Source organism: Trujillonella humicola, assembly GCF_046233715.1.
GTDB classification, from domain to species: Bacteria; Actinomycetota; Actinomycetes; order Mycobacteriales; family Geodermatophilaceae; genus Trujillonella; species Trujillonella humicola.
This window is the reverse complement of the sequence record NZ_JBJNRJ010000040.1, coordinates 28,470-46,840: the sequence shown is the minus strand read 5'-3', so window position 1 is coordinate 46,840 and position 18,371 is coordinate 28,470. Positions and strand designations below refer to the sequence as shown.

General features: G+C 76.8%; 19 protein-coding genes and 2 pseudogenes. 15 read left to right on the top strand and 6 right to left on the bottom strand.

Annotation, left to right across the window (positions count from 1 at the left end; genetic code table 11):
- Positions 1 to 221 precede the first annotated feature (221 nt).
- From metK to ACK586_RS17925, 4 genes and pseudogenes are all read left to right on the top strand, one after another.
- Positions 222 to 1,418 carry a methionine adenosyltransferase gene (gene metK / locus ACK586_RS17940; RefSeq protein ID WP_409331855.1) on the top strand — a complete coding sequence of 399 codons (1,197 nt, stop codon included), beginning with the start codon at positions 222 to 224 and terminating at the stop codon, positions 1,416 to 1,418.
- A gap of 119 nt (positions 1,419 to 1,537) precedes the next feature.
- Positions 1,538 to 3,529, top strand: coding sequence for a primosomal protein N' (locus tag ACK586_RS17935; protein WP_409331854.1), 1,992 nt, complete (start codon positions 1,538 to 1,540; stop codon positions 3,527 to 3,529).
- A 69-nt stretch (positions 3,530 to 3,598) separates the two neighbouring features.
- Positions 3,599 to 3,781, top strand: a pseudogene (locus ACK586_RS17930) (aspartate/glutamate racemase family protein); the annotation flags it as partial.
- Positions 3,782 to 3,804: 23 nt separating this feature from the next.
- Positions 3,805 to 3,921, top strand: a pseudogene (locus ACK586_RS17925) (hypothetical protein); the annotation flags it as partial.
- A gap of 106 nt (positions 3,922 to 4,027) precedes the next feature.
- On the opposite strand, the gene ACK586_RS17920 reads toward ACK586_RS17925, so the two are convergent.
- Positions 4,028 to 4,522 carry a hypothetical protein gene (locus tag ACK586_RS17920; protein ID WP_409331858.1) on the bottom strand — a complete coding sequence of 165 codons (495 nt, stop codon included), beginning with the start codon at positions 4,520 to 4,522 and terminating at the stop codon, positions 4,028 to 4,030.
- 48 nt (positions 4,523 to 4,570) lie between these two features.
- On the opposite strand from ACK586_RS17920, the gene def reads away from it, so the two are divergent.
- The 4 genes from def (at position 4,571) to ACK586_RS17900 (ending at position 8,919) form a co-directional block, all read left to right on the top strand.
- Positions 4,571 to 5,104 (top strand): peptide deformylase, encoded by a 534-nt coding sequence (gene def / locus ACK586_RS17915; RefSeq protein WP_409331857.1) that lies wholly within the window; start codon positions 4,571 to 4,573, stop codon positions 5,102 to 5,104.
- Complete coding sequence (gene fmt / locus ACK586_RS17910) at positions 5,053 to 6,030, top strand: methionyl-tRNA formyltransferase (RefSeq protein ID WP_409331853.1); 978 nt, start codon at positions 5,053 to 5,055, stop codon at positions 6,028 to 6,030. The genes def and fmt overlap by 52 nt, the downstream gene beginning before the upstream one ends.
- Positions 6,027 to 7,430, top strand: a complete 1,404-nt coding sequence (locus tag ACK586_RS17905) for an RsmB/NOP family class I SAM-dependent RNA methyltransferase (RefSeq protein ID WP_409331852.1) — start codon at positions 6,027 to 6,029, stop codon at positions 7,428 to 7,430. Before fmt ends, ACK586_RS17905 begins: the two co-directional genes overlap by 4 nt.
- A gap of 100 nt (positions 7,431 to 7,530) precedes the next feature.
- Complete coding sequence (locus ACK586_RS17900) at positions 7,531 to 8,919, top strand: L,D-transpeptidase family protein (protein ID WP_409331851.1); 1,389 nt, start codon at positions 7,531 to 7,533, stop codon at positions 8,917 to 8,919.
- A 70-nt stretch (positions 8,920 to 8,989) separates the two neighbouring features.
- Here the strand turns inward: ACK586_RS17900 and ACK586_RS17895 are convergent, their stop codons facing one another.
- The 4 genes from ACK586_RS17895 to ACK586_RS17880 all read right to left on the bottom strand — a co-directional run bounded on the left by ACK586_RS17895 (position 8,990) and on the right by ACK586_RS17880 (position 11,390).
- Positions 8,990 to 9,949, bottom strand: a complete 960-nt coding sequence (locus tag ACK586_RS17895; RefSeq protein ID WP_409331856.1) for an HNH endonuclease signature motif containing protein — start codon at positions 9,947 to 9,949, stop codon at positions 8,990 to 8,992.
- Entirely contained in the window at positions 9,841 to 10,281 is a 441-nt protein-coding gene (locus ACK586_RS17890; RefSeq protein ID WP_409331850.1) for a hypothetical protein, read from the bottom strand. The genes ACK586_RS17895 and ACK586_RS17890 overlap by 109 nt, the downstream gene beginning before the upstream one ends.
- Positions 10,282 to 10,447: 166 nt before the next feature.
- Positions 10,448 to 10,888 carry a hypothetical protein gene (locus ACK586_RS17885; protein ID WP_409331849.1) on the bottom strand — a complete coding sequence of 147 codons (441 nt, stop codon included), beginning with the start codon at positions 10,886 to 10,888 and terminating at the stop codon, positions 10,448 to 10,450.
- A gap of 25 nt (positions 10,889 to 10,913) precedes the next feature.
- Positions 10,914 to 11,390 carry an SRPBCC family protein gene (locus ACK586_RS17880; RefSeq protein WP_409331848.1) on the bottom strand — a complete coding sequence of 159 codons (477 nt, stop codon included), beginning with the start codon at positions 11,388 to 11,390 and terminating at the stop codon, positions 10,914 to 10,916.
- A gap of 189 nt (positions 11,391 to 11,579) precedes the next feature.
- Between ACK586_RS17880 and rpe the strand changes: the two genes are divergently transcribed.
- The 7 genes from rpe (at position 11,580) to hisG (ending at position 17,051) form a co-directional block, all read left to right on the top strand.
- On the top strand, positions 11,580 to 12,254 hold the full coding sequence (rpe, locus tag ACK586_RS17875) for a ribulose-phosphate 3-epimerase (RefSeq protein ID WP_409331847.1): 675 nt from the start codon (positions 11,580 to 11,582) through the stop codon (positions 12,252 to 12,254).
- Positions 12,251 to 13,300, top strand: a complete 1,050-nt coding sequence (gene ribD / locus ACK586_RS17870; protein WP_409331846.1) for a bifunctional diaminohydroxyphosphoribosylaminopyrimidine deaminase/5-amino-6-(5-phosphoribosylamino)uracil reductase RibD — start codon at positions 12,251 to 12,253, stop codon at positions 13,298 to 13,300. The genes rpe and ribD overlap by 4 nt, the downstream gene beginning before the upstream one ends.
- A gap of 2 nt (positions 13,301 to 13,302) precedes the next feature.
- On the top strand, positions 13,303 to 13,932 hold the full coding sequence (locus ACK586_RS17865) for a riboflavin synthase (RefSeq protein ID WP_409331845.1): 630 nt from the start codon (positions 13,303 to 13,305) through the stop codon (positions 13,930 to 13,932).
- Complete coding sequence (locus ACK586_RS17860) at positions 13,929 to 15,230, top strand: bifunctional 3,4-dihydroxy-2-butanone-4-phosphate synthase/GTP cyclohydrolase II (RefSeq protein ID WP_409331844.1); 1,302 nt, start codon at positions 13,929 to 13,931, stop codon at positions 15,228 to 15,230. The genes ACK586_RS17865 and ACK586_RS17860 overlap by 4 nt, the downstream gene beginning before the upstream one ends.
- 76 nt (positions 15,231 to 15,306) lie before the next feature.
- Positions 15,307 to 15,831 (top strand): 6,7-dimethyl-8-ribityllumazine synthase, encoded by a 525-nt coding sequence (ribH, locus tag ACK586_RS17855; protein WP_409331843.1) that lies wholly within the window; start codon positions 15,307 to 15,309, stop codon positions 15,829 to 15,831.
- Entirely contained in the window at positions 15,828 to 16,091 is a 264-nt protein-coding gene (locus tag ACK586_RS17850; protein WP_409331842.1) for a phosphoribosyl-ATP diphosphatase, read from the top strand. The genes ribH and ACK586_RS17850 overlap by 4 nt, the downstream gene beginning before the upstream one ends.
- Positions 16,092 to 16,184: 93 nt before the next feature.
- Entirely contained in the window at positions 16,185 to 17,051 is an 867-nt protein-coding gene (gene hisG, locus ACK586_RS17845; protein ID WP_409331841.1) for an ATP phosphoribosyltransferase, read from the top strand.
- 213 nt (positions 17,052 to 17,264) lie between these two features.
- Here hisG and ACK586_RS17840 read toward each other — a convergent pair whose 3' ends face one another.
- Complete coding sequence (locus ACK586_RS17840; RefSeq protein ID WP_409331840.1) at positions 17,265 to 18,248, bottom strand: oxamate carbamoyltransferase subunit AllH family protein; 984 nt, start codon at positions 18,246 to 18,248, stop codon at positions 17,265 to 17,267.
- Positions 18,249 to 18,371: the final 123 nt, after the last annotated feature.

The following is an 18,371-nucleotide window of genomic DNA, read 5'->3' as shown; positions in this document are numbered from 1 at the left end:
GGTCCAGGCCCCAGCGTCAGACTGAGCTACGGGATCGTGTCCCAGGCGGGGAACCGACGTCGGCGGGCGGCCCGACCACATTTTCACGCCTGCCAGGCGTCACCGGTAGGGACAGGAAGACTGGGCTGAGCGCCCGCCCGCCCGTACGCCTCGATGCCCGTGCCGCGCCGCCCGCCGGTAGCGTGCACGACGACATCGTCCGTCGACCCCCTGGAGTTCTCGTGCCACGCCGCCTCTTCACGTCCGAGTCGGTGACGGAGGGCCACCCGGACAAGATCGCCGACCAGATCAGCGACGCCATCCTCGACGCGATGCTCGAGCAGGACCCGCGCAGCCGGGTCGCCGTCGAGACGCTGATCACCACCGGCCAGGTGCACATCGCCGGTGAGGTGACCACCGCCGGCTACGTCGACATCGCCGACATCGTCCGCAGGACCGTGCTGGGGATCGGCTACGACTCCTCCCGCAAGGGCTTCGACGGCGCCTCCTGCGGCGTCTCCGTCTCCCTCGGCGCGCAGTCGCCGGACATCGCCCAGGGCGTCGACACCGGCTACGAGGCCCGGACCGCCGGCGCCGCCGACGACGAGATCGAGCGCCAGGGCGCCGGCGACCAGGGCCTCATGTTCGGCTACGCCACCGACGAGACGCCCGAGCTCATGCCGCTGCCCATCGCGCTGGCCCACCGGCTGGCCCGGCGGTTGTCGACGGTGCGCAAGGACGGCTCGGTGCCCTACCTGCGCCCCGACGGCAAGACCCAGGTGACCGTCGTCTACGAGGACGGCCGGCCGGTCGGCGTGGAGACCGTCGTCGTCTCGTCCCAGCACGCCGAGGACATCTCGATCGAGCAGCTGCTCGCCCCCGACGTCAAGGAGCTCGTGGTCGAGCCCGAGCTCGCCGCGCTCGGCCTGCCCACCGGCGACTACCGGCTGCTGGTCAACCCGACCGGCAAGTTCGTCATCGGCGGTCCGATGGGCGATGCCGGCCTGACCGGTCGCAAGATCATCGTCGACACCTACGGCGGCATGGCCCGGCACGGGGGCGGCGCCTTCTCGGGCAAGGACCCGTCGAAGGTCGACCGCTCCGCCGCCTACGCGATGCGCTGGGTGGCCAAGAACGTCGTCGCCGCCGGCCTGGCCCGCCGCTGCGAGGTGCAGGTCGCCTACGCGATCGGCGCCGCGCACCCGGTCGGCCTGTTCGTCGACACCCACGGCACCGGCACCGCGCCGGACGACGTCCTGGAGAAGGCCATCACCTCGGTGTTCGACCTGCGCCCGGGCGCCATCGTGCGCGACCTGGACCTGCTGCGCCCGATCTACGGGCCGACCGCCGCCTACGGCCACTTCGGCCGCACCGACGTCGACCTGCCCTGGGAGCGGACCGACCGCGTCGACGCGCTGCGCGCCGCCTGCGGCATCTGAGGCAGGACCCCGCTACAAGGGCCGTCGGCCACGGTGGCCCGTTCCCCTCCGGGGAGCGGGTCACCGGCGCCCCGGTGGCTGCGCCGCTGTCGTAGCCCGTCGGTAGCGTCGCCGGAGCGATGACGACGACTCCCGGCCTCCCCGCGCACCCCCTGGTGGCCCGGGTGGTCGTCGACGTGCCGCTGGCCCACCTGGACCGGCCCTTCGACTACGCGGTGCCACCCGAGCTGGTCGACGACGTGCGGCCGGGGTGCCGGGTGCGGGTGCGCTTCGCCGGCCAGCTCGTCGACGGGTTCGTCCTCGAGCTGGCGTCCACCACCGAGCACCAGGGCACGCTGGCACCGCTGGCCAGGCTGGTGTCACCGGAGCCGGTGCTCACCCCGCAGGTCGCGGCGCTGGCCCGGGCCGTGGCCGACCGCTGGGGCGGCACCCTCTCCGACGTCCTGCGGCTGGCGATCCCGCCGCGCCGCGCGGCCGCCGAGAAGCGCCCGGCCGCGGAGCGCCCGCCGCCCCCGTCGCCGCCCGACCCGGCGGGCTTCGCCCGCTACCCGGCCGGCCCGGCCCTGCTGGCCGCCCTCGCCGAGGGTCGCCCGGCGCGCGCGGTCTGGACGGCGCTGCCGGGAGAGGACTGGCCGGCCCGGTTGGCCGAGCTGTGCCAGGCCGCGCTGTCCGGCGACCGCGGCGCGCTGGTCGTGGTCCCCGACGGACGCGACCTGGACCGGCTGGCGGCCGCAGCGGCCGCGCGGCTGCCGAAGGGCTCCGTCGTCGTCCTGCGTGCCGACGCCGCACCCGACGCCCGCTACCGGCGGTTCCTGGACGCCGTCCGTGGCAGCGCGCGGGTGGTGCTCGGCACGCGGGCCGCGGTCTACGCGCCGGTCGCCGACCTCGGTCTCGTGGCGATCTGGGACGACGGCGACGACCTGCACGCCGAGCCCCGCGGGCCGTACGCGCACGCCCGCGACGTCCTGGTGCACCGCGCGCACCTGGCCGGCTGCGCCGCGGTGGTGGCCGGCACCGCCCGGACCGCGGAGGCCGCGCTGCTGGTGGAGAGCGGCTGGGCACACGAGCTCGCCGCCGATCGCTCGGCCCTGCGTGCGGCCGCCCCCCGCGTGCAGGCGCTCGGCGCCGATGCCGAGCTGGCCCGCGACCCGGCCGCGCGCACCGCCCGGCTGCCCAGCCTCGCCCACCGGGTCGCCCGGGAGGCTCTCGCCGCCGGGGCGCCGGTGCTCGTGCAGGTGCCCCGGGCCGGCTACGCCCCGGGGCTGTCCTGCGACCGCTGCCGGGCGCCGGCCCGCTGTCCGGCCTGCTCCGGGCCGCTGGGCATCGCGTCCACCCCGGGCCCGGGTGGCTCTCGGGTGCCCGCCTGCCGCTGGTGCGCCCGTCCGGCGGCGGCCTTCGACTGCCCGCACTGCTCCAGCACGAAGCTGCGCGCCTCGGTGGTCGGCGCCTCGCGGACCGCGGAGGAGCTGGGGCGGGCGTTCCCCGGGGCCGCGGTGCGGGTGTCGGGCCGCTCGTCCGGGGTCCTGCCGGTCGTGCCGGACGGGCCGGCGCTCGTCGTCGCCACGCCGGGTGCGGAACCGGTGGCCGAGGGGGGCTACGGTGCGGCGCTGCTGCTCGACTCATGGGCCCTGCTGGGCCGGGCCGACCTGCGCGCAGGCGAGGAGACGCTGCGCCGGTGGATGAACGCAGCCACCCTCGTCCGGCCCGCGTCCGCCGGGGGGCAGGTGGTCGTCGCGGCCGACGCGGCGCACCCCGTCGTCCAGGCGCTGGTCCGCTGGGACCCGGGCTGGCTGGCCGAGCGGGAGCTGGCCGACCGGCGGGAGCTGGGCTTCCCCCCGGCGACCCGGATGGCCTCGCTGTCGGGTTCCCCGGAGGCGCTGGCGGACTTCCTGGCCGCGCTCCGGCTGCCCGCCGACGCCGACCTGCTGGGCCCGGTGCCCGAGCAGCCCCGGCCCGGCCAGGAGGGGGAGCGCGAGCGGTACCTGGTGCGCACGTCCCGGGCCGAGGGCGCGGCCCTGGCGCAGGCGCTCGCCGAGGTGCAGGGGGTGCGCAGCGCGAAGAAGGTCGCCGAGCACGTCCGGGTGCAGCTGGACCCGACCGAGCTGGTGTGATGCCCCGGTGCGGACGATCGGCCTGCTCGGCGGGATGAGCCGGGAGAGCAGCGCGCGGTAGGCCCCGCGGTGCTGGACGTGCCGCTGCTGCACATCGGCGACGTCACCGCCGACGCCGTCCGCGCCGCAGGCCTCACCCGGGTGGGGCTGCTCGGGACGGCGTTCACCATGGAGCGGCCGTTCCTGCGCGAGCGGCTGGCCGGGCACGGGCTCGAGGTCGTCGTCCCGGCGGCGGAGGACCGCGCGCTGGTGCACCGGGTGATCTACGAGGAGCTGTGCCTGGGGTGGTCCGCGAGGAGTCCCGCGAGGCGGTGCGCGGCGTCGTCGCACGGCTGGCGGCCGACGGCGCCGCCGGCGTCGTCCTGGGCTGCACCGAGCTGGAGCTGCTGCTGGGTCCCGGTGACGTCGACCTGCCGCTGTTCCCGACGACGCAGCTGCACGTGGCCGCGGCCGTGGCGGCCGCGGCCGACCGAGCGCGCCACCGCGGCGTGCCCGCGGTCAGGCTCCGGCGACGATCCGCTGCAGCTCCGCCTCGACGGCCGCGTCCCGCGCCAGCTCGGCCGCGTACCGGTCGGCGGCCAGGCGCCAGTGGACCGGCACCAGGACCGCCGTGTGCGCGAGCGCGACGGCTGCGCCCCACCAGCGGTGCGGACGCCGGACGCCGGACAGCGCGAGCCGGTCCCGCACGGGCCGGTCCAGCACCTGGACGAGCAGGCCGAGGCCCAGTGCCCGGATGCCGCCGTGCACCCGTGCCAGGCGTTCGTGCGGTGGCGGAGGCCCGGGTTCGCCGGTGGCCCAGCTGTCCCGCAGGGCGCGGGGCAGCTCGGCGCTGAGCTGGTCGCCGACGACGGCCAGCCCGGCAGCCGCCGCGGTGAGCACCCGCCTGCGGGACCAGGGCGGGTGCTCCCGGCCGGCCAGGACGGCACCGACGGCGACGCCCTCGACCAGGCTGCTGGTGAGGGCCCGGACGCGGTGGAGGCGCAGAGCGGTCACGAGCGTGACCGTAGAGGGCCCGCGCGGGCCGCCGCCTACGATCGTCCGGTGAGCGTGACCCCCATCCGGCTCTACGGCGACCCGGTGCTGCGCACCCCGGCCGCGCCGGTCGTGGACTTCGACGCCGAGCTGCGGCAGCTGGTGGCCGACCTGACCGACACGATGCAGGCCGCCGGCGGCGCCGGTCTGGCCGCGCCGCAGATCGGTGTCGGCCTGCGGGTCTTCACCTGGCGGGTCGACGGCGAGCTCGGCCACCTGGTCAACCCCGACGTCACCCTGGTCGGCGAGGAGGAGCAGGAGGGCCCCGAGGGCTGCCTGTCGCTGCCCGGCTACGCCTACGACTGCCGCCGGCACCTGCACGTGGCGGCCACCGGGTGGAACATGCACGGCGACCCGGTGCGCATCGAGGGCTCGCACCTGCTGGCCCGCGCGGTGCAGCACGAGGTCGACCACCTGGACGGCGTGCTGTTCGTCGACCGGTTGGACCCGGATGCCCGTGAGGCCGCCCTGGCCGCCCTGGCCCAGGCCGAGTGGACCGGCTGGGGCGCCTACCTGCCGCGGGTGGAGGTGAGCCCCCACTGAGGCTCCTGTTCGCGGGCACCCCGGCGCCCGCCGTCCCCTCGCTGGACCTCCTGCTCGGCTCGGAGCACGAGGTGGTCGCCGTCCTCACCCGGCCCGACTCCCGTTCCGGCCGAGGCCGCTCGCTGAGCCGCTCCCCGGTCGCCGAGCGGGCCGACGCCGCGGGTGTGCCGGTGCTGCAGCCCCGCTCGCCTCGCGACCCGGAGTTCCTGGCGCAGCTGGCCGGGCTCGCGGTCGACTGCGCGCCCGTGGTCGCCTACGGCGCCCTGGTGCCGCAGGCAGCGCTGGACCTGCCTCCGCACGGCTGGGTCAACCTGCACTTCTCGCTGCTGCCGGCGTGGCGTGGGGCGGCCCCGGTGCAGCACGCGGTCATGGCCGGCGACGAGATCACCGGCGCCTCCACCTTCCGGCTCGAGGCAGGCCTCGACACGGGCCCGGTCTTCGGCACGGTCACCGAGGCGATCGGCCCCCGGGACACCGCCGGCGACCTGCTCGGGCGGCTCGCCGTCAGCGGTGCTCAGCTGCTGCTGGCCACCCTCGACGGGATCGCCGCCGGCGCGCTCGAGCCGCAGCCCCAGCCGGCCGAGGGGATCAGCCTGGCGCCGCGGATCGAGGTCGCCGACGCGCAGGTCGACTGGTCCCTGCCCGCCCACGTGGTCGACCGGCGGGTGCGCGGGGTGACCCCCGCGCCGGGTGCCTGGACGACGTGGCGCGGGGACCGCCTGCGCCTGGGACCGGTCGAGCCGCTGCCGACGTCGCTGGGGCTCCAGCCCGGGGAGGTGTCGGTCGGGCCGACCGGCGTCCTGGTGGGCACCGGGCGGGGCGCCGTCCGGCTCGGCGAGGTGCAGCCGGCCGGCAAGCGGATGCTGCCGGCACCGGACTGGGCGCGCGGGGCGCGGCCGGCGGCCGGCGAGCGGGTCGGAGCATGAGCGGTCCGCCGCGGCGCGGCGGCCGGGGCCCGGCACGGGGCCGGCCGGGGAGCCGCCCGGCCCGGCGGCCGCGTCCGCAGCTCGACGGCGCCCGGCTGACCGCCTACGACGTCCTGGACGCCGTCTCCTCACGCGAGGCCTACGCCAACCTGCTGCTGCCGCAGCTGCTGCGCGAGCGGGAGCTGGAGCCGCGCGACGCCGGCTTCGCCACCCAGCTGGCCTACGGGGCGCTGCGGGCGCAGGGCACGCTCGACGCCGTCCTGGCGACGCTCGTGGACCGGCCGCTGGCCGAGCTCGACCCGCGGGTGCTCGACCTGCTGCGGCTGGGTGCCTACCAGGTGCTGGACCTGCGGGTGCCGGCGCACGCGGCGGTCGACACGACGGTGGCACTCACCCGTGCCATCGTCGGTGCGGGCGCCGCCGGCCTGGTCAACGCCGTGCTGCGCAAGGTCGCCGCCGGAGGGGACCGCGCCGCGTGGCTGGAGCGGTTGGGTGCCGAGGGTGACGAGCGGCTGGCGCTGGCCAGCGACCACCCCCGGTGGATCGTCGAGGCCTGGCGCGACGCGCTCGGGGGCGACGGCGAGCTCGAGGCGGCGCTGCTGGCCGACGACGCCGCGCCCGAGGTGCACCTGGTCGCCCGGCGGCTGCCGCGCGAGGACCTGGCCGCGGAGTCCGGGGGCGAGCCCGGCCCCTGGTCGCCGTACGCCGTCCGGCTCGGTGGCGGGGATCCCGGCCGGCTGCCCTCGGTGCGATCCGGCGCCGCGGCGGTGCAGGACGAGGGCAGCCAGCTCGCCGCGCTGCTGCTGGCGCGGGCGCCGCTCGAGGGGCCCGACGCCGCGTGGCTGGACATGTGCGCCGGCCCCGGCGGGAAGTCCGGGCTGCTGGCCGCCGTCCGCCCGGACGGGGTGCGGCTGACCGCTGCCGACCGGGCCCCGCACCGGGCGGAACTGGTGCGCCAGGCGCTGCGCGGGGAGGACGGCGTCGAGGTGCTGGTGGCCGACGGCCGTGAGCCGCCGTGGACGGCCGGCTCGTTCGACCGGGTGCTCCTCGACGCGCCCTGCACCGGGCTGGGGGCGCTGCGCCGCCGGCCGGAGGTGCGCTGGCGCCGGACCCCGGAGGACGTCGCCCCGCTGGCGGAGCTGCAGGGTGAGCTCCTGGCCGGTGCGCTGGCCTCGGTGCGGCCCGGGGGAGTGGTGGCCTACGTGACCTGCTCGCCGCACGCCGCCGAGACCGAGGACGTCGTGACGGCGGCCGCGGCACGCGAGGACGTCGAGGTCCTGCCGGTCGCGCCGCTCCTCCCGGAGGTCCCCGGGATCGAGCGCGGGCGGTACGGCCAGCTGTGGCCGCACCGGCACGGCACCGACGCGATGTTCCTGGCGCTGCTGCGCCGCACCCGCTGACCGCTGCGCCCCGCGCGTCACACCCCCCTCCTCCGGCTCTCCCGGACCGTCCCGTTCCGGTTAGCGTGCCCCGGACGTGGTCGGCGGAGGGAGCGTGCGCGTGCGCAGGAGCAGGTCGGGAGCGGGGTGGCGGCTGGTCGTCGTCCTCGGGTGCTGCATCGGGCTGCTGGCGCCGCTGGGGGCGGTGCCGGCCCAGGCCGACGTCTTCCGCTCGCCGTCGACGGGGACCCACCACGTCATCGGGGCGATCCTGCAGCGCTACCAGGCGACCGGCGGCCCCGCGGGGGTCCACGGCTACCCGGTGACCGACGAGCTGCCGACCCCGGACCGGTACGGCCGCTACAACCACTTCCAGCACGGGTCCATCTACTGGTCGCCCGGGACCGGGGCGCACAGCGTCCTCGGCGCCATCCGGGACCGCTGGGCGCAGATGGGCTGGGAGCGGTCCGTCCTGGGGTACCCGCTGGCGAGCGAGACCTCGACGCCGGACGGCCGCGGGCGGTACAGCCACTTCCAGGGCGGACTCGTCTACTGGACGCCGGCGACCGGGGCGCACGCGGTGTACGGGGCCATCCGCGAACGCTGGGCGCAGATGGGCTGGGAGACGTCGGTCCTGCGCTTCCCGACCACCAGCGAGCTGTCCACGCCGGACGGGCGGGGGCGGTACAACCACTTCCAGCACGGCTCGATCTACTGGTCGCCGGCGACCGGGGCGCACGCGGTGTTCGGCGCGATCCGGGACCGGTGGGCGCAGATGGGCTGGGAGACCAGCGCCCTGGGCTTCCCGACGTCGGGCGAGTACGCCGTCAGCGGGGGGCGCGCGCAGGACTTCCAGTTCGGGTCGATCGGGTGGACGCCGTCCGGGGGCACGTACCTGCGCGGGGCGACCCAGGTCGGCGGCGGACCACTGCCGCTGGGCGTGTCACCGCCGGGCACGCAGGCGATCACGGTCACCGCTGCGCCGGGGTCGACGTGGGGCGTGCTGACTGCGTGGGAGCGCACCGCGAACGGGTGGCGGGCGGTCCTGGGTCCGACGGCGGCGCGGGTCGGCTCGGCCGGCATCGGGGTGGCCCGGGAGGGCCTGGCCCGCACTCCGGCCGGCACGTTCGCGCTGACGGAGGCCTTCGGCCGGCTGCCGGACCCGGGTTCGGCGCTGCCGTACCGCCGCGTGGACGGCCACGACTGGTGGGTGGGTGACGTGCGCAGCCCGCGGTACAACGAGCACGTCCGGTGCGCTCCTGGCAGCTGCCCGTTCGACGAGCGGGCCTCGGAGAACCTGTGGGCGATGGGCGTGGTCTACGACAACGCGGTCGTCATCGACTACAACCGCCCCGCGGCGGTGCCCGGTGCCGGGTCGGCGTTCTTCCTGCACGTCGCCAACCAGTTCGCGACCGGCGGCTGCGTCGCGCTCGACCCCGGCAACCTGCAGGCACTGCTGCGCTGGCTGCGCCCGGAGGCCCGTCCGGTCATGTCCATAGGCATCGGCTGAGCTCTGCCCGCGCACGTGCCGGTGGCCGCCCGCGCGGGTGCGCGGGCGGCCGAGCCGGACGGGGCTGCGGTCAGCCGGGGACAAGGAGCTCGTCGCGATCTCGTGCGGCGTCGAGGCCGGCGGCAGGGTCGCGGTCGCGGTGGGCGTCCGGCGGGTGCTCGCCGTGGAGCAGGTGGTCGCGGTCGAGGATGATCTCGGTGCCGTCGGGCCGGTGGGTGTGCCAGACGCCGTCGGCGTCGCGGTCGATGGTGTAGCCGTGGTGGACCTTGCCGTGGTGGCGTTCGCAGAGCAGGCCGAGGTTGTCCAGGGCGGTCTGCCCGCCGAAGGCCCAGTGGATGAGGTGGTGGGCCTCGCACCACCAGGTGGGGGCGTCGCAGCCGGCGAACACGCAGCCGCCGTCGCGCAGGTCCAGCGCCTGGCGGAGCGCGGCGGGCACGATGCGCATCTGGCGGCCGCGGTCCAGCGGTTCTCCGTTCGGGCCCATGACGATGCGGGCGACGGTGGTGTCGCAGGCCAGCCAGCGGGCGCGGGCGGCGGAGATGGTGGCGCCGTATCCCGTGCGCGCGGCGGTCTTGCCGGTGGCGGGGTCGGTCAGGTCGGCCAGGGGGAGCACGGCGGCGATGCCGGGTCGGCGGGTGCGCTGGATCGGCACGTCCCCGGCGGCGAGGGTGGTGTCGGCCCACTGCACCAACGCGTCGGCGCGTGCTTGGTCGGGCCGTCGGACGTCGCCGGCCGTCCTCGATCGGGCGGCCATCGGTTCGATGACTGCCTTGACCTTCTCCCCGCCGACGGGATCGAGGTGGGCGATGACGGTGACGGTGCGGTCGGGATGGGTGAGCAACCGCAGCGACCGCTGCTGCTCGGGTTCGGGTTCGGGCCCGTCGGGGTCCAGGCGGGCCAGGTAGTCGCTGACCGCCTCGGTCAGCGTCTGGAAGGTCCGCCCGGCCGCGATGGTGGCCAGTGCCGCGTCGACCTCGGCCAGGTCGACGTCCTGCGCGGCGGCCATCGCCACCGACCGGGGCGCGGCGATCGTGGCGATCTCGGTGACGTGCTCGACGCCGATCGCGCCGCGGCGAACGCCGCGGCGGTGGCCGGCAGCAGGGCCAGCGCCCGCCCGCGGTGCACCAGCCCGGCGGCGGTGGCGCCCTTGAGCCCGGCGTGGGTGCGCAGCCAGGCCTGCATCGTCTTCAGCCCGTCGTGCTCGCAGGCGGTCCGGGCGTCGGCGACCCGCACCACCGTGGCCAGCCGGGCGGCTGCCCGGTTCTGCGCGGCGACCGCGGCGGCGACCTCGGCCAGCAGCTCACCGTCGGGCAGCGCGTGCAGCCCGGCCTCGTCCACTCCCGACCCGCTACTCGAACACATGTACGGATTCTATCGACCCCGGGCCCGGATCCGCGGGGAGAATCCCCAGGTCAGAGGATTGTCCACAGCTCCGGCTCGTCCGTTGCGCATCGCCGCCGGACCTGCCGTCCAGGACCGGGACGACGCCCCTCGCGCCGGCTCGCAGCTTCCGTGCCGCGGTGCCTGGTCACCCGATGACGACGTCCACCCCGTCGGTGCCGCTCCGGGCCCACCGACGACCAGCACGCACGGCCGGCACGGCGGCCTGGGAGGCGACTGCGGCGCGGCGTGGGGCTGACCGCCGGTGTCCCTGACCGATGACCAGGACCGCACCGTCCTCGCCCACCACGAGCGGCAGATCGAGGCGCGCGAGAGCGTCGACCCCGGCTCTGAGCGGATCACCCTGCCCGGCCGCGTCTGGCGACGGCGCCTCAGCACCCGCCGACGCCGTCGGCGGGGACGGGGGGCTGTCCAGCCACCGGCGGGCACCGGCGATGGACCGGACCAGCCACCGGGACAGCGCCGCGGTGGCGCCGACGACGGCGATCCCGGGAAACGCCACCAGCTCCGCCACCCACCACGGCGAGCACGAGACCTGCCCGCGCAGGCGCTCCGGCCAGGAGCTCACCGTAGGGAACCGGACGCCGTCAGGGTCACGCCGACCCGGCGGCCGCCAGGACCTCGGGATCGGCGCACCCGCGGGCGAACCCGGCGATGCGGCGGCGGATGTCCCGGCCCAGCACGGCCGTGCCGATGCGCTCGGCCACCGGTGCGAGCCACGACGGGCGGCAGCGGAACGCGTAGCGCCACACCGCGCGGGTGCCCCCGCCCGGAACCGGGGTGAAGCGCCAGCTGCCGGCGAACACGGATAAGAACCAGGGGCCCTGCACCATCCGCATCCCGACGTGGGAGGGCGGCGCGAAGCTCACGTACTCGCTGACCATGCCGAGACCGTGGCGCGAGCGGGTCGCCGTCCGCACCCCCTTGCCCGGCACCGACGCGCCGTCGAGGAAGTGCTGTTCCCGGACGAAGGGGTCCCACCGGTACCGGGCCTCCCCGGTGGTCTGGGACACCGCGAAGGCGACCGCCGGCGCCACCGGCACCACGACCTCCGCCTCCACGACTGCCACCCCGGCATCCTCGCTGCTCAGCGACCGGCCGGCGCGGGGACGCCGCGATGCGCACGTCGCCCGGGAACCGGCGCTGGGCATCCCTGCGGCGGCTCGATCCCGTCCCCGCGCGTCGGGGGAACCGTCGCGGCCGGCGCCCCGGGCATCGCCCGGAAAGGGACCCACCCGCCCCGCCTAGACTCGGCACCCGTGCCCCGGACGCCGATGATCGCCCCCAGCCTGCTCTCGGCCGACTTCGCCCGCCTCGCGGAGGAGGCGCAGCGCGTGGCCGACGCCGACTGGCTGCACGTCGACGTCATGGACGCCCACTTCGTGCCCAACCTGACCCTGGGTCGGCCCGTGGTCGAGGCCATCCAGCGGGTGAGCCCGGTCCCGCTGGACTGCCACCTGATGATCGAGGCACCGGAGCGCTGGGCGCCCGGCTACGCCGAGCTCGGCGCGCGCAACGTCACCGTCCACGCCGAGGCCTGCACCGGCGACCCCCGCGGCCTCGCCCGCGACCTGCGCGCCGCCGGCGCCCTGGCCGGCCTGGCGATCAAGCCGGGCACGCCGCTGGACGACTACGTCGAGGTCCTCCGGGACTTCGACACGCTGCTGGTCATGACGGTCGAGCCGGGCTTCGGCGGCCAGGAGTTCATCGCCGAGGTCCTGCCCAAGGTCCGCCGCGCCCGGGACCTGGTCGACACCGGCCACCTGCAGCTGCTCGTGGAGGTCGACGGCGGCATCAACGCCGACACCATCGAGCAGGCCGCCGGTGCCGGGGCCGACGTCTTCGTCGCGGGTTCGGCCGTCTACGGCGCCGACGACCCGGCACGGGCGATCGCCGCGCTGCGGGCGCAGGCCGCCGCGGCGTTCCCGGGGTGAGCGCCCCGACCGCTGCGAGCGGCCCGTGGGGCGAGCGCATGGCGATGGCGCGAGCCCTGGCCCTGGGCGAGTCGGTGCTCGGCAGGACCAGCCCGAACCCGCCGGTCGGCGCCGTGGTGCTGGCCGTCGACGGGACTCCGGTGGGGGAGGGAGCCACCGCGCCGCCGGGCGGTCCGCACGCCGAGGTCGCCGCGCTCGCCGAGGCAGGGGAGCGGGCGCGCGGCGGGACGGCCGTCGTCACCCTGGAGCCCTGCGCGCACACCGGGCGCACGGGTCCGTGCGTCGACGCGCTGCTCGCGGCCGGTGTCGCCCGCGTCGTGATCGCCGTCCCCGAGCCGACCGAGCTGGCCGCGGGCGGCGCGCAGCGGCTGCGCGCCGCCGGGGTCGCCGTCGAGGTGGGCCTCGAGCGGGCGGCGGCCGAGGCGGGGGCGCTCGCCTCGTGGCTGACCTCCGTGCGCGAGCATCGGCCGCACGTGGTGTGGAAGGCGGCCGCGACCCTCGACGGGCGGGTCGCCGCCGCCGACGGCAGCAGCCGCTGGGTCACCGGCCCCGAGGCCCGCGAGGCGGTGCACCGGCTGCGGGCCACCTGTGACGCGGTCGTCGTCGGCTCGGGGACGGCGGTCACCGACGACCCGCAGCTCACCGTGCGCCGTCCCGACGGGAGCGACGCCCCGCGGCAGCCGCTGCGGGTCGTGGTCGACCGGCGGGGGCGCCTGCCGGGAACCGCGCGCGTCCTCGACGGCGCGGCGCCCACCCTGGTCAGCTCCGCGTCCACGGCGAGGGACCTGCTCGCCGAGCTCTACGACCGCGACGTGCGCCGGCTCCTGCTCGAGGGCGGGCCGACGCTGGCCGCGGCGTTCCTGCGCGAGGGCCTCGTCGACGAGGCGGTGGTGCACATCGCACCCAAGCTGCTCGGCGCGGGAGCCGCCCTGGTGGGCGACCTGGGAATCAGCGCGATCTCCGCAGCGCTGCCCCTGACGGTCACCGACGTCGCGCGGCGGGGCCAGGACGTCGAGATCCGGCTGCGGCCGGACGGGAGGAGCTGACCGTGTTCACCGGCATCGTCGAGGAGATCGGCAGCCTCGTCCGGCGCGACGAGCAGGCGGACTCCGCCGTCCTCGCCATCCGCGCGCGCACCGTGCTCGGCGGGGTCTCCCTCGGGGACTCGATCGCCGTCAACGGCGTCTGCCTCACGGTCACCGGCGTCGAGCCGGCCGGCGCGGGGGACGGCGCCGGGCTCTGGACCACCGACGTCATGGCGGAGACGCTGCGCCGCAGCAGCCTGGGCGCCCTCGCCGCCGGTGACCCGGTCAACCTGGAGCGGGCCGTGACCCCGCAGACCCGGTTGGGCGGGCACCTCGTGCAGGGCCACGTCGACGGCGTCGGCGCCGTGCTGGCCCGCACCCCCGGGGAGCACTGGGAGGTCGTCCGCATCGCGCTGCCGCCGGCCCTGGCGCCGTACGTGGTCGAGAAGGGGTCGGTGGCCGTGGACGGCGTGTCGCTGACCGTCAGCGCCGTGAGCGCCGTGCACGACCCCGAGCCGTGGTTCGAGGTGAGCCTCATCCCCACCACCCTGCGCGAGACGACGCTGGGCACCCGCGCGCCGGGAAGCCCCGTGAACCTGGAGGTCGACGTGGTCGCCAAGTACGTGGAGCGCCTGCTGGAGGCGCGCCGATGAGCGGGCAGCGGGTGCGGCTGGACCGCGTCGAGGACGCGATCGCCGCGATCCGGGCCGGCCGGGCCGTCGTGGTGGTCGACGACGAGGACCGCGAGAACGAGGGCGACCTGATCTTCGCCGCCGAGCTGGCGACGCCGGAGCTGGTGGCGTTCACCGTCCGCCACACCTCCGGGTACGTGTGCGTGGCGGTGACCGAGTCCGACGCCGACCGGCTGGACCTGCCGCCGATGTACCGGGTCAACCAGGACCGGCACGGCACCGCCTACACCGTCACCGTCGACGCCCGCGCGGGCACCGGGACCGGCATCTCGGCCGCCGACCGTGCCGCCACCATCCGGCTGCTGGCCGGGGCGGACACCTCGCCGACCGACCTGACCCGACCCGGGCACGTGGTGCCGCTGCGCGCCCGCGACGGCGGGGTGCTGCGCCGGCCCGGGCACACCGAGGCCGCCGTCGACCTGGCGGTGCTGGCCGGCCTGCGCCCGGCGGGCGCGCTGTGCGAGGTCGTCAGCGAGCGCAACCCCACCGAGATGGCCCGCAGCGACGAGCTGCGCGCCTTCGCCGACACCCACGGGCTGGTCATGGTGTCCATCGCCGACCTGATCGCCCACCGCAAGCGCTTCGACAAGCTGGTGGAGCGGGTCGCCGAGGCGATCGTGCCGCTGCCGGCGGGCACCTTCACCGCGGTCGGCTACCGCAGCTCCTACGACGAGCGCGAGCACGTGGCCTTCGTCGTCGGCGACATCGGCGACGGGCAGGACGTGCTCGTACGCGTGCACTCGGAGTGCCTCACCGGCGACGTCTTCGGCTCCCTGCGCTGCGACTGCGGCCCGCAGCTGCAGGCCGCGCTGGCCCGGGTGGCCGAGGAGGGCCGCGGCGTCGTCCTCTACATCCGCGGGCACGAGGGCCGGGGCATCGGCCTGCTGCACAAGCTGCAGGCCTACCAGCTCCAGGACGCCGGCGCCGACACCGTCGACGCCAACCTCGACCTCGGCCTGCCCGCCGACGCCCGCGACTACGGCACCGGCGCGCAGATCCTCGTCGACCTCGGCGTCCGCACCATGCGGCTGCTCACCAACAACCCCGCCAAGCGGGCGGGGCTGGAGGGGTACGGGCTGAGCATCCTGGGCCGGGTGTCGCTGCCCAGCCACGTCACCGCCGAGAACCTGGCCTACCTGCGCACCAAGCGCGACCGGATGGGCCACCTGCTCGACATCCTCGAGCCCGAGACCGAGTCCGGCCCCGACGACGTCCCCGGCACCGTCGTCCCCCTCGCCCAGCGGGAGCAGCGGTTGTGAACGAGCTCGCGAGTCCACCGATGACCGAAGCAGCGGGGCCGCGGACGTGGCCGACGAGCGCCGGCGAGGACGCCGCGTGAGCGGGCAGGGAGCACCGGCCGCGGAACCGGTCGACGCCGCCGGGCTGTCGCTGGGCATCGCCGCGACCACCTGGCACGCCGAGATCACCGGCGCGCTGCTGGAGCGGGCGGTCGCGGCTGCCGCGGCCTGCGGGGTGCCGGCGCCGACCGTCGCCCGGGTGCCGGGTGCGATCGAGCTCCCGGTCGTCGCCCAGGCGCTGGCCGAGCGGCACGACGCGGTGGTGGCGCTCGGGGTCGTGATCCGCGGCGGCACCCCGCACTTCGAGTACGTCTGCGACGCGGTGACCGCGGGCCTCACCCGGGTCTCGCTCGACGCCGGCCGGCCGGTCGGCAACGGCGTCCTGACCTGCGACACCGAGGACCAGGCCAGGGACCGGGCCGGGCTGCCCGGCTCGGCCGAGGACAAGGGCTGGGAGGCCGCGGTCGCGGCACTGGCCACGGCACTGACCCTGCGCGCCCTCCGTGCGCCGCAGCGGATCACCGGGTCCACCGCGGACCCGGCCCCGGGAGGACGAGCGTGAAGACCTTCGACGAGCTGTTCGCCGAGCTGGCCGGCAAGGTCGCCGCCGGCGACCCCGCCTCCGGAACGGTGGCCGCCGTGCGCGACGGCGTGCACGCCGCCGGCAAGAAGGTCGTCGAGGAGGCCGCCGAGTCCTGGATGGCCGCCGAGCACGAGAGCCCCGAGCGGACGGCGGAGGAGATCAGCCAGCTCCTCTACCGGGTGCAGGTCCTCATGCTGGCGCGGGGGCTGGCGCTCGACGACGTCTACGCTCACCTCTGAAGAAGGACCCTCGAGCCCCCCACGACACGCGCCGCGCGCCGCGGGGCCCTGCTCGAGGGCCGCCCCGTCATCCCACGTCGGAGGAGACCTCCAGTGCTGCGCGTCGCCGTCCCGAACAAGGGAGCCCTGAGCGAACCCGCCGCCGAGATGCTCGCCGAGAGCGGCTACCGGCAGCGGCGCAGCACCAAGGACCTCGCCGTCTACGACCCCGACAGCGACACCGAGTTCTTCTACCTGCGACCGCGGGACATCGCCGTCTACGTGGCCGCCGGCACCCTCGACGTCGGCATCACCGGCCGGGACATGCTGCTGGAGACCGCGCCGGCCGAGGGGAACGGCTCCTCCGCGGTGGAGATCATGCCGCTGGGTTTCGGCCGCTCGTCGTTCCGATTCGCCAGCCCGGTGGAGTCCGGCATCGAGAAGCCCGAGCAGCTCGCCGGCCGGCGGATCGCCACCGCCTATCCCGTGCTGCTGCGCCGGTACCTGGACGAGAACGGCATCGACGCGGGTGTGGTCAAGCTCGACGGCGCGGTGGAGACCGCCTGCCGGCTCGGCGTGGCCGACGCCGTGTGCGACGTGGTGGAGACCGGGACGACGCTGCGGGCCGCAGGGCTGCACATCATCGGCGAGCCGGTGCTGGCCAGCGAGGCCGTGCTGGTGCGCCGCGGTGGAGCCGAGGAGAGCCCGGCCATCGAGCAGCTGCGCCGCCGGCTGCGCGGGGTCCTGGTGGCCCGGCAGTACGTGCTGCTGGACTACGACTGCCCCAACCACCTGCTCGACCGGGCCACCGCGATCACGCCGGGGCTCGAGGGGCCGACGGTCAGCCCGCTGCAGACCGAGGGCTGGTCGGCGGTGCGCGCGATGGTCCGCCAGACCGAGACCAACCGGCTCATGGACGAGCTGTGGGAGCTCGGCGCCCGCGCCATCCTCGTCACGAGCATCCACGCCTGCCGCATCTGAGCGGTCCTCGGGAGGGCACGGCGACTCCCCGGCGTCTCGCCCCTGCTGGTCACGCGGACCGTTGCCCCCGGGCCGGCCACCACAGGGTTCCGGACGGCCGGTGCGGGGGCAACGGTGCGCGGGTCCGCGGACGCGATGGGCTCGGCCCGTGCGGCCCACCCGGATGCGCCGCGAGCCCCCGTCCGGGAGGACGGGGGCTCGCGGCGGGAGCGGTCAGCGGGGGCGCGTGGTGCGGTCGACCAGGTCGATCGCGGTGGACAGGCCCAGCGCCATGGCCCGGCCGCTCGTGGAGCCGGTCGCCATCAGCCCGGCGATGGCCGGCCCGAGCGGGCGCTCGCCGACCAGTCCCTGCAGGACGGCGGCGTACTCGCCGCTGACCCGCCCGGCCGCGGCGTGCCGCAGCAGGGCCCGGGACAGCTCGGTGGTGCGGCCCGCGGCGAGTGCGTGGACGCCGGCGGCGAAGCGGTCGGCCGCGGGGTGCCCGAGGAGGACCAGACCCGCCATGGTGCCGGCCATGACGTCGTCCCCGGCCGGGGTGAGGCCGGGGCCCAGTCCGATCAGCCGGGTGGCGGTGCGCAGCGCGGCGTCCAGGTCGGCGCGGCGGACGGCGCCGCGCAGCGCGGCGAGCGGGCCGCCGGGACCGCCGGGCAGTCCGGGCAGGTTGAAGGCGCTGTGCGGCTCGTCGCCGTACAGGGCGGTGCGGAGCTGGCGGACGCCCTCGGGGAGCAGGGCCGGCCGCGGGCTGGGCAGCTTCGGCCGCGGGTCCCACCACGCGGCGGCGCTCACCGCGAGGTCGCCGACGACGACGCGGCCGCCACCGACCTCCGCCGGCGCGCCGGCGGGCAGGGCGACGAGCGGCCGGCCGTTGCTCGGCCGGAACAGGACGCAGGCCAGCGGCAACCGGGCGGCGTCGCTGGTGAGCACACCGACGACGTCGGTGCCGCGGTCGGTGGACACCTGGAGGTAGACGGCGGCCGGCATGCTGGCGAGCACCCGTGCGGGCCGCACCGGCCCGCGCAGCAGCTCGGCCACGCCCGTGCTGGCCGAGGCCGGCACCGCGCTGGCGGCCCGGGAGACGGCGGCGGTGCGCGCGGTCGCCTGCGCGGACTCGCGGGGCAGCGGGATGGTCGGCACGCCGGCCCGGGCAGCCCGCCCGCGACTGGTGGCGGCCGGTGTGGTGTCGTCGACGGTGCGCATCGGAGGCCCTTCCCCGTTGGAGCGGCGGGAGCTCCCCCTGACCGGCGCTCCCGCCCGGCGCCGTCCCGCTCGAAGGGGGCCGGGGCACCGGGGGAGCGGTGTCCACCTACCATCCAGCGAGCG

Coding starts and splice junctions, on each gene's coding strand:
- ACK586_RS17905 (WP_409331852.1), top strand. CDS start 6,027: ATGAGCGGTCCGCCGCGGCGCGGCGGCCGGGGCCCGGCACGGGGCCGG.
- ACK586_RS17890 (WP_409331850.1), bottom strand. CDS start 10,281: ATGTGTTCGAGTAGCGGGTCGGGAGTGGACGAGGCCGGGCTGCACGCG.
- ACK586_RS17860 (WP_409331844.1), top strand. CDS start 13,929: ATGAGCGGGCAGCGGGTGCGGCTGGACCGCGTCGAGGACGCGATCGCC.
- ACK586_RS17840 (WP_409331840.1), bottom strand. CDS start 18,248: ATGCGCACCGTCGACGACACCACACCGGCCGCCACCAGTCGCGGGCGG.
- ACK586_RS17935 (WP_409331854.1), top strand. CDS start 1,538: ATGACGACGACTCCCGGCCTCCCCGCGCACCCCCTGGTGGCCCGGGTG.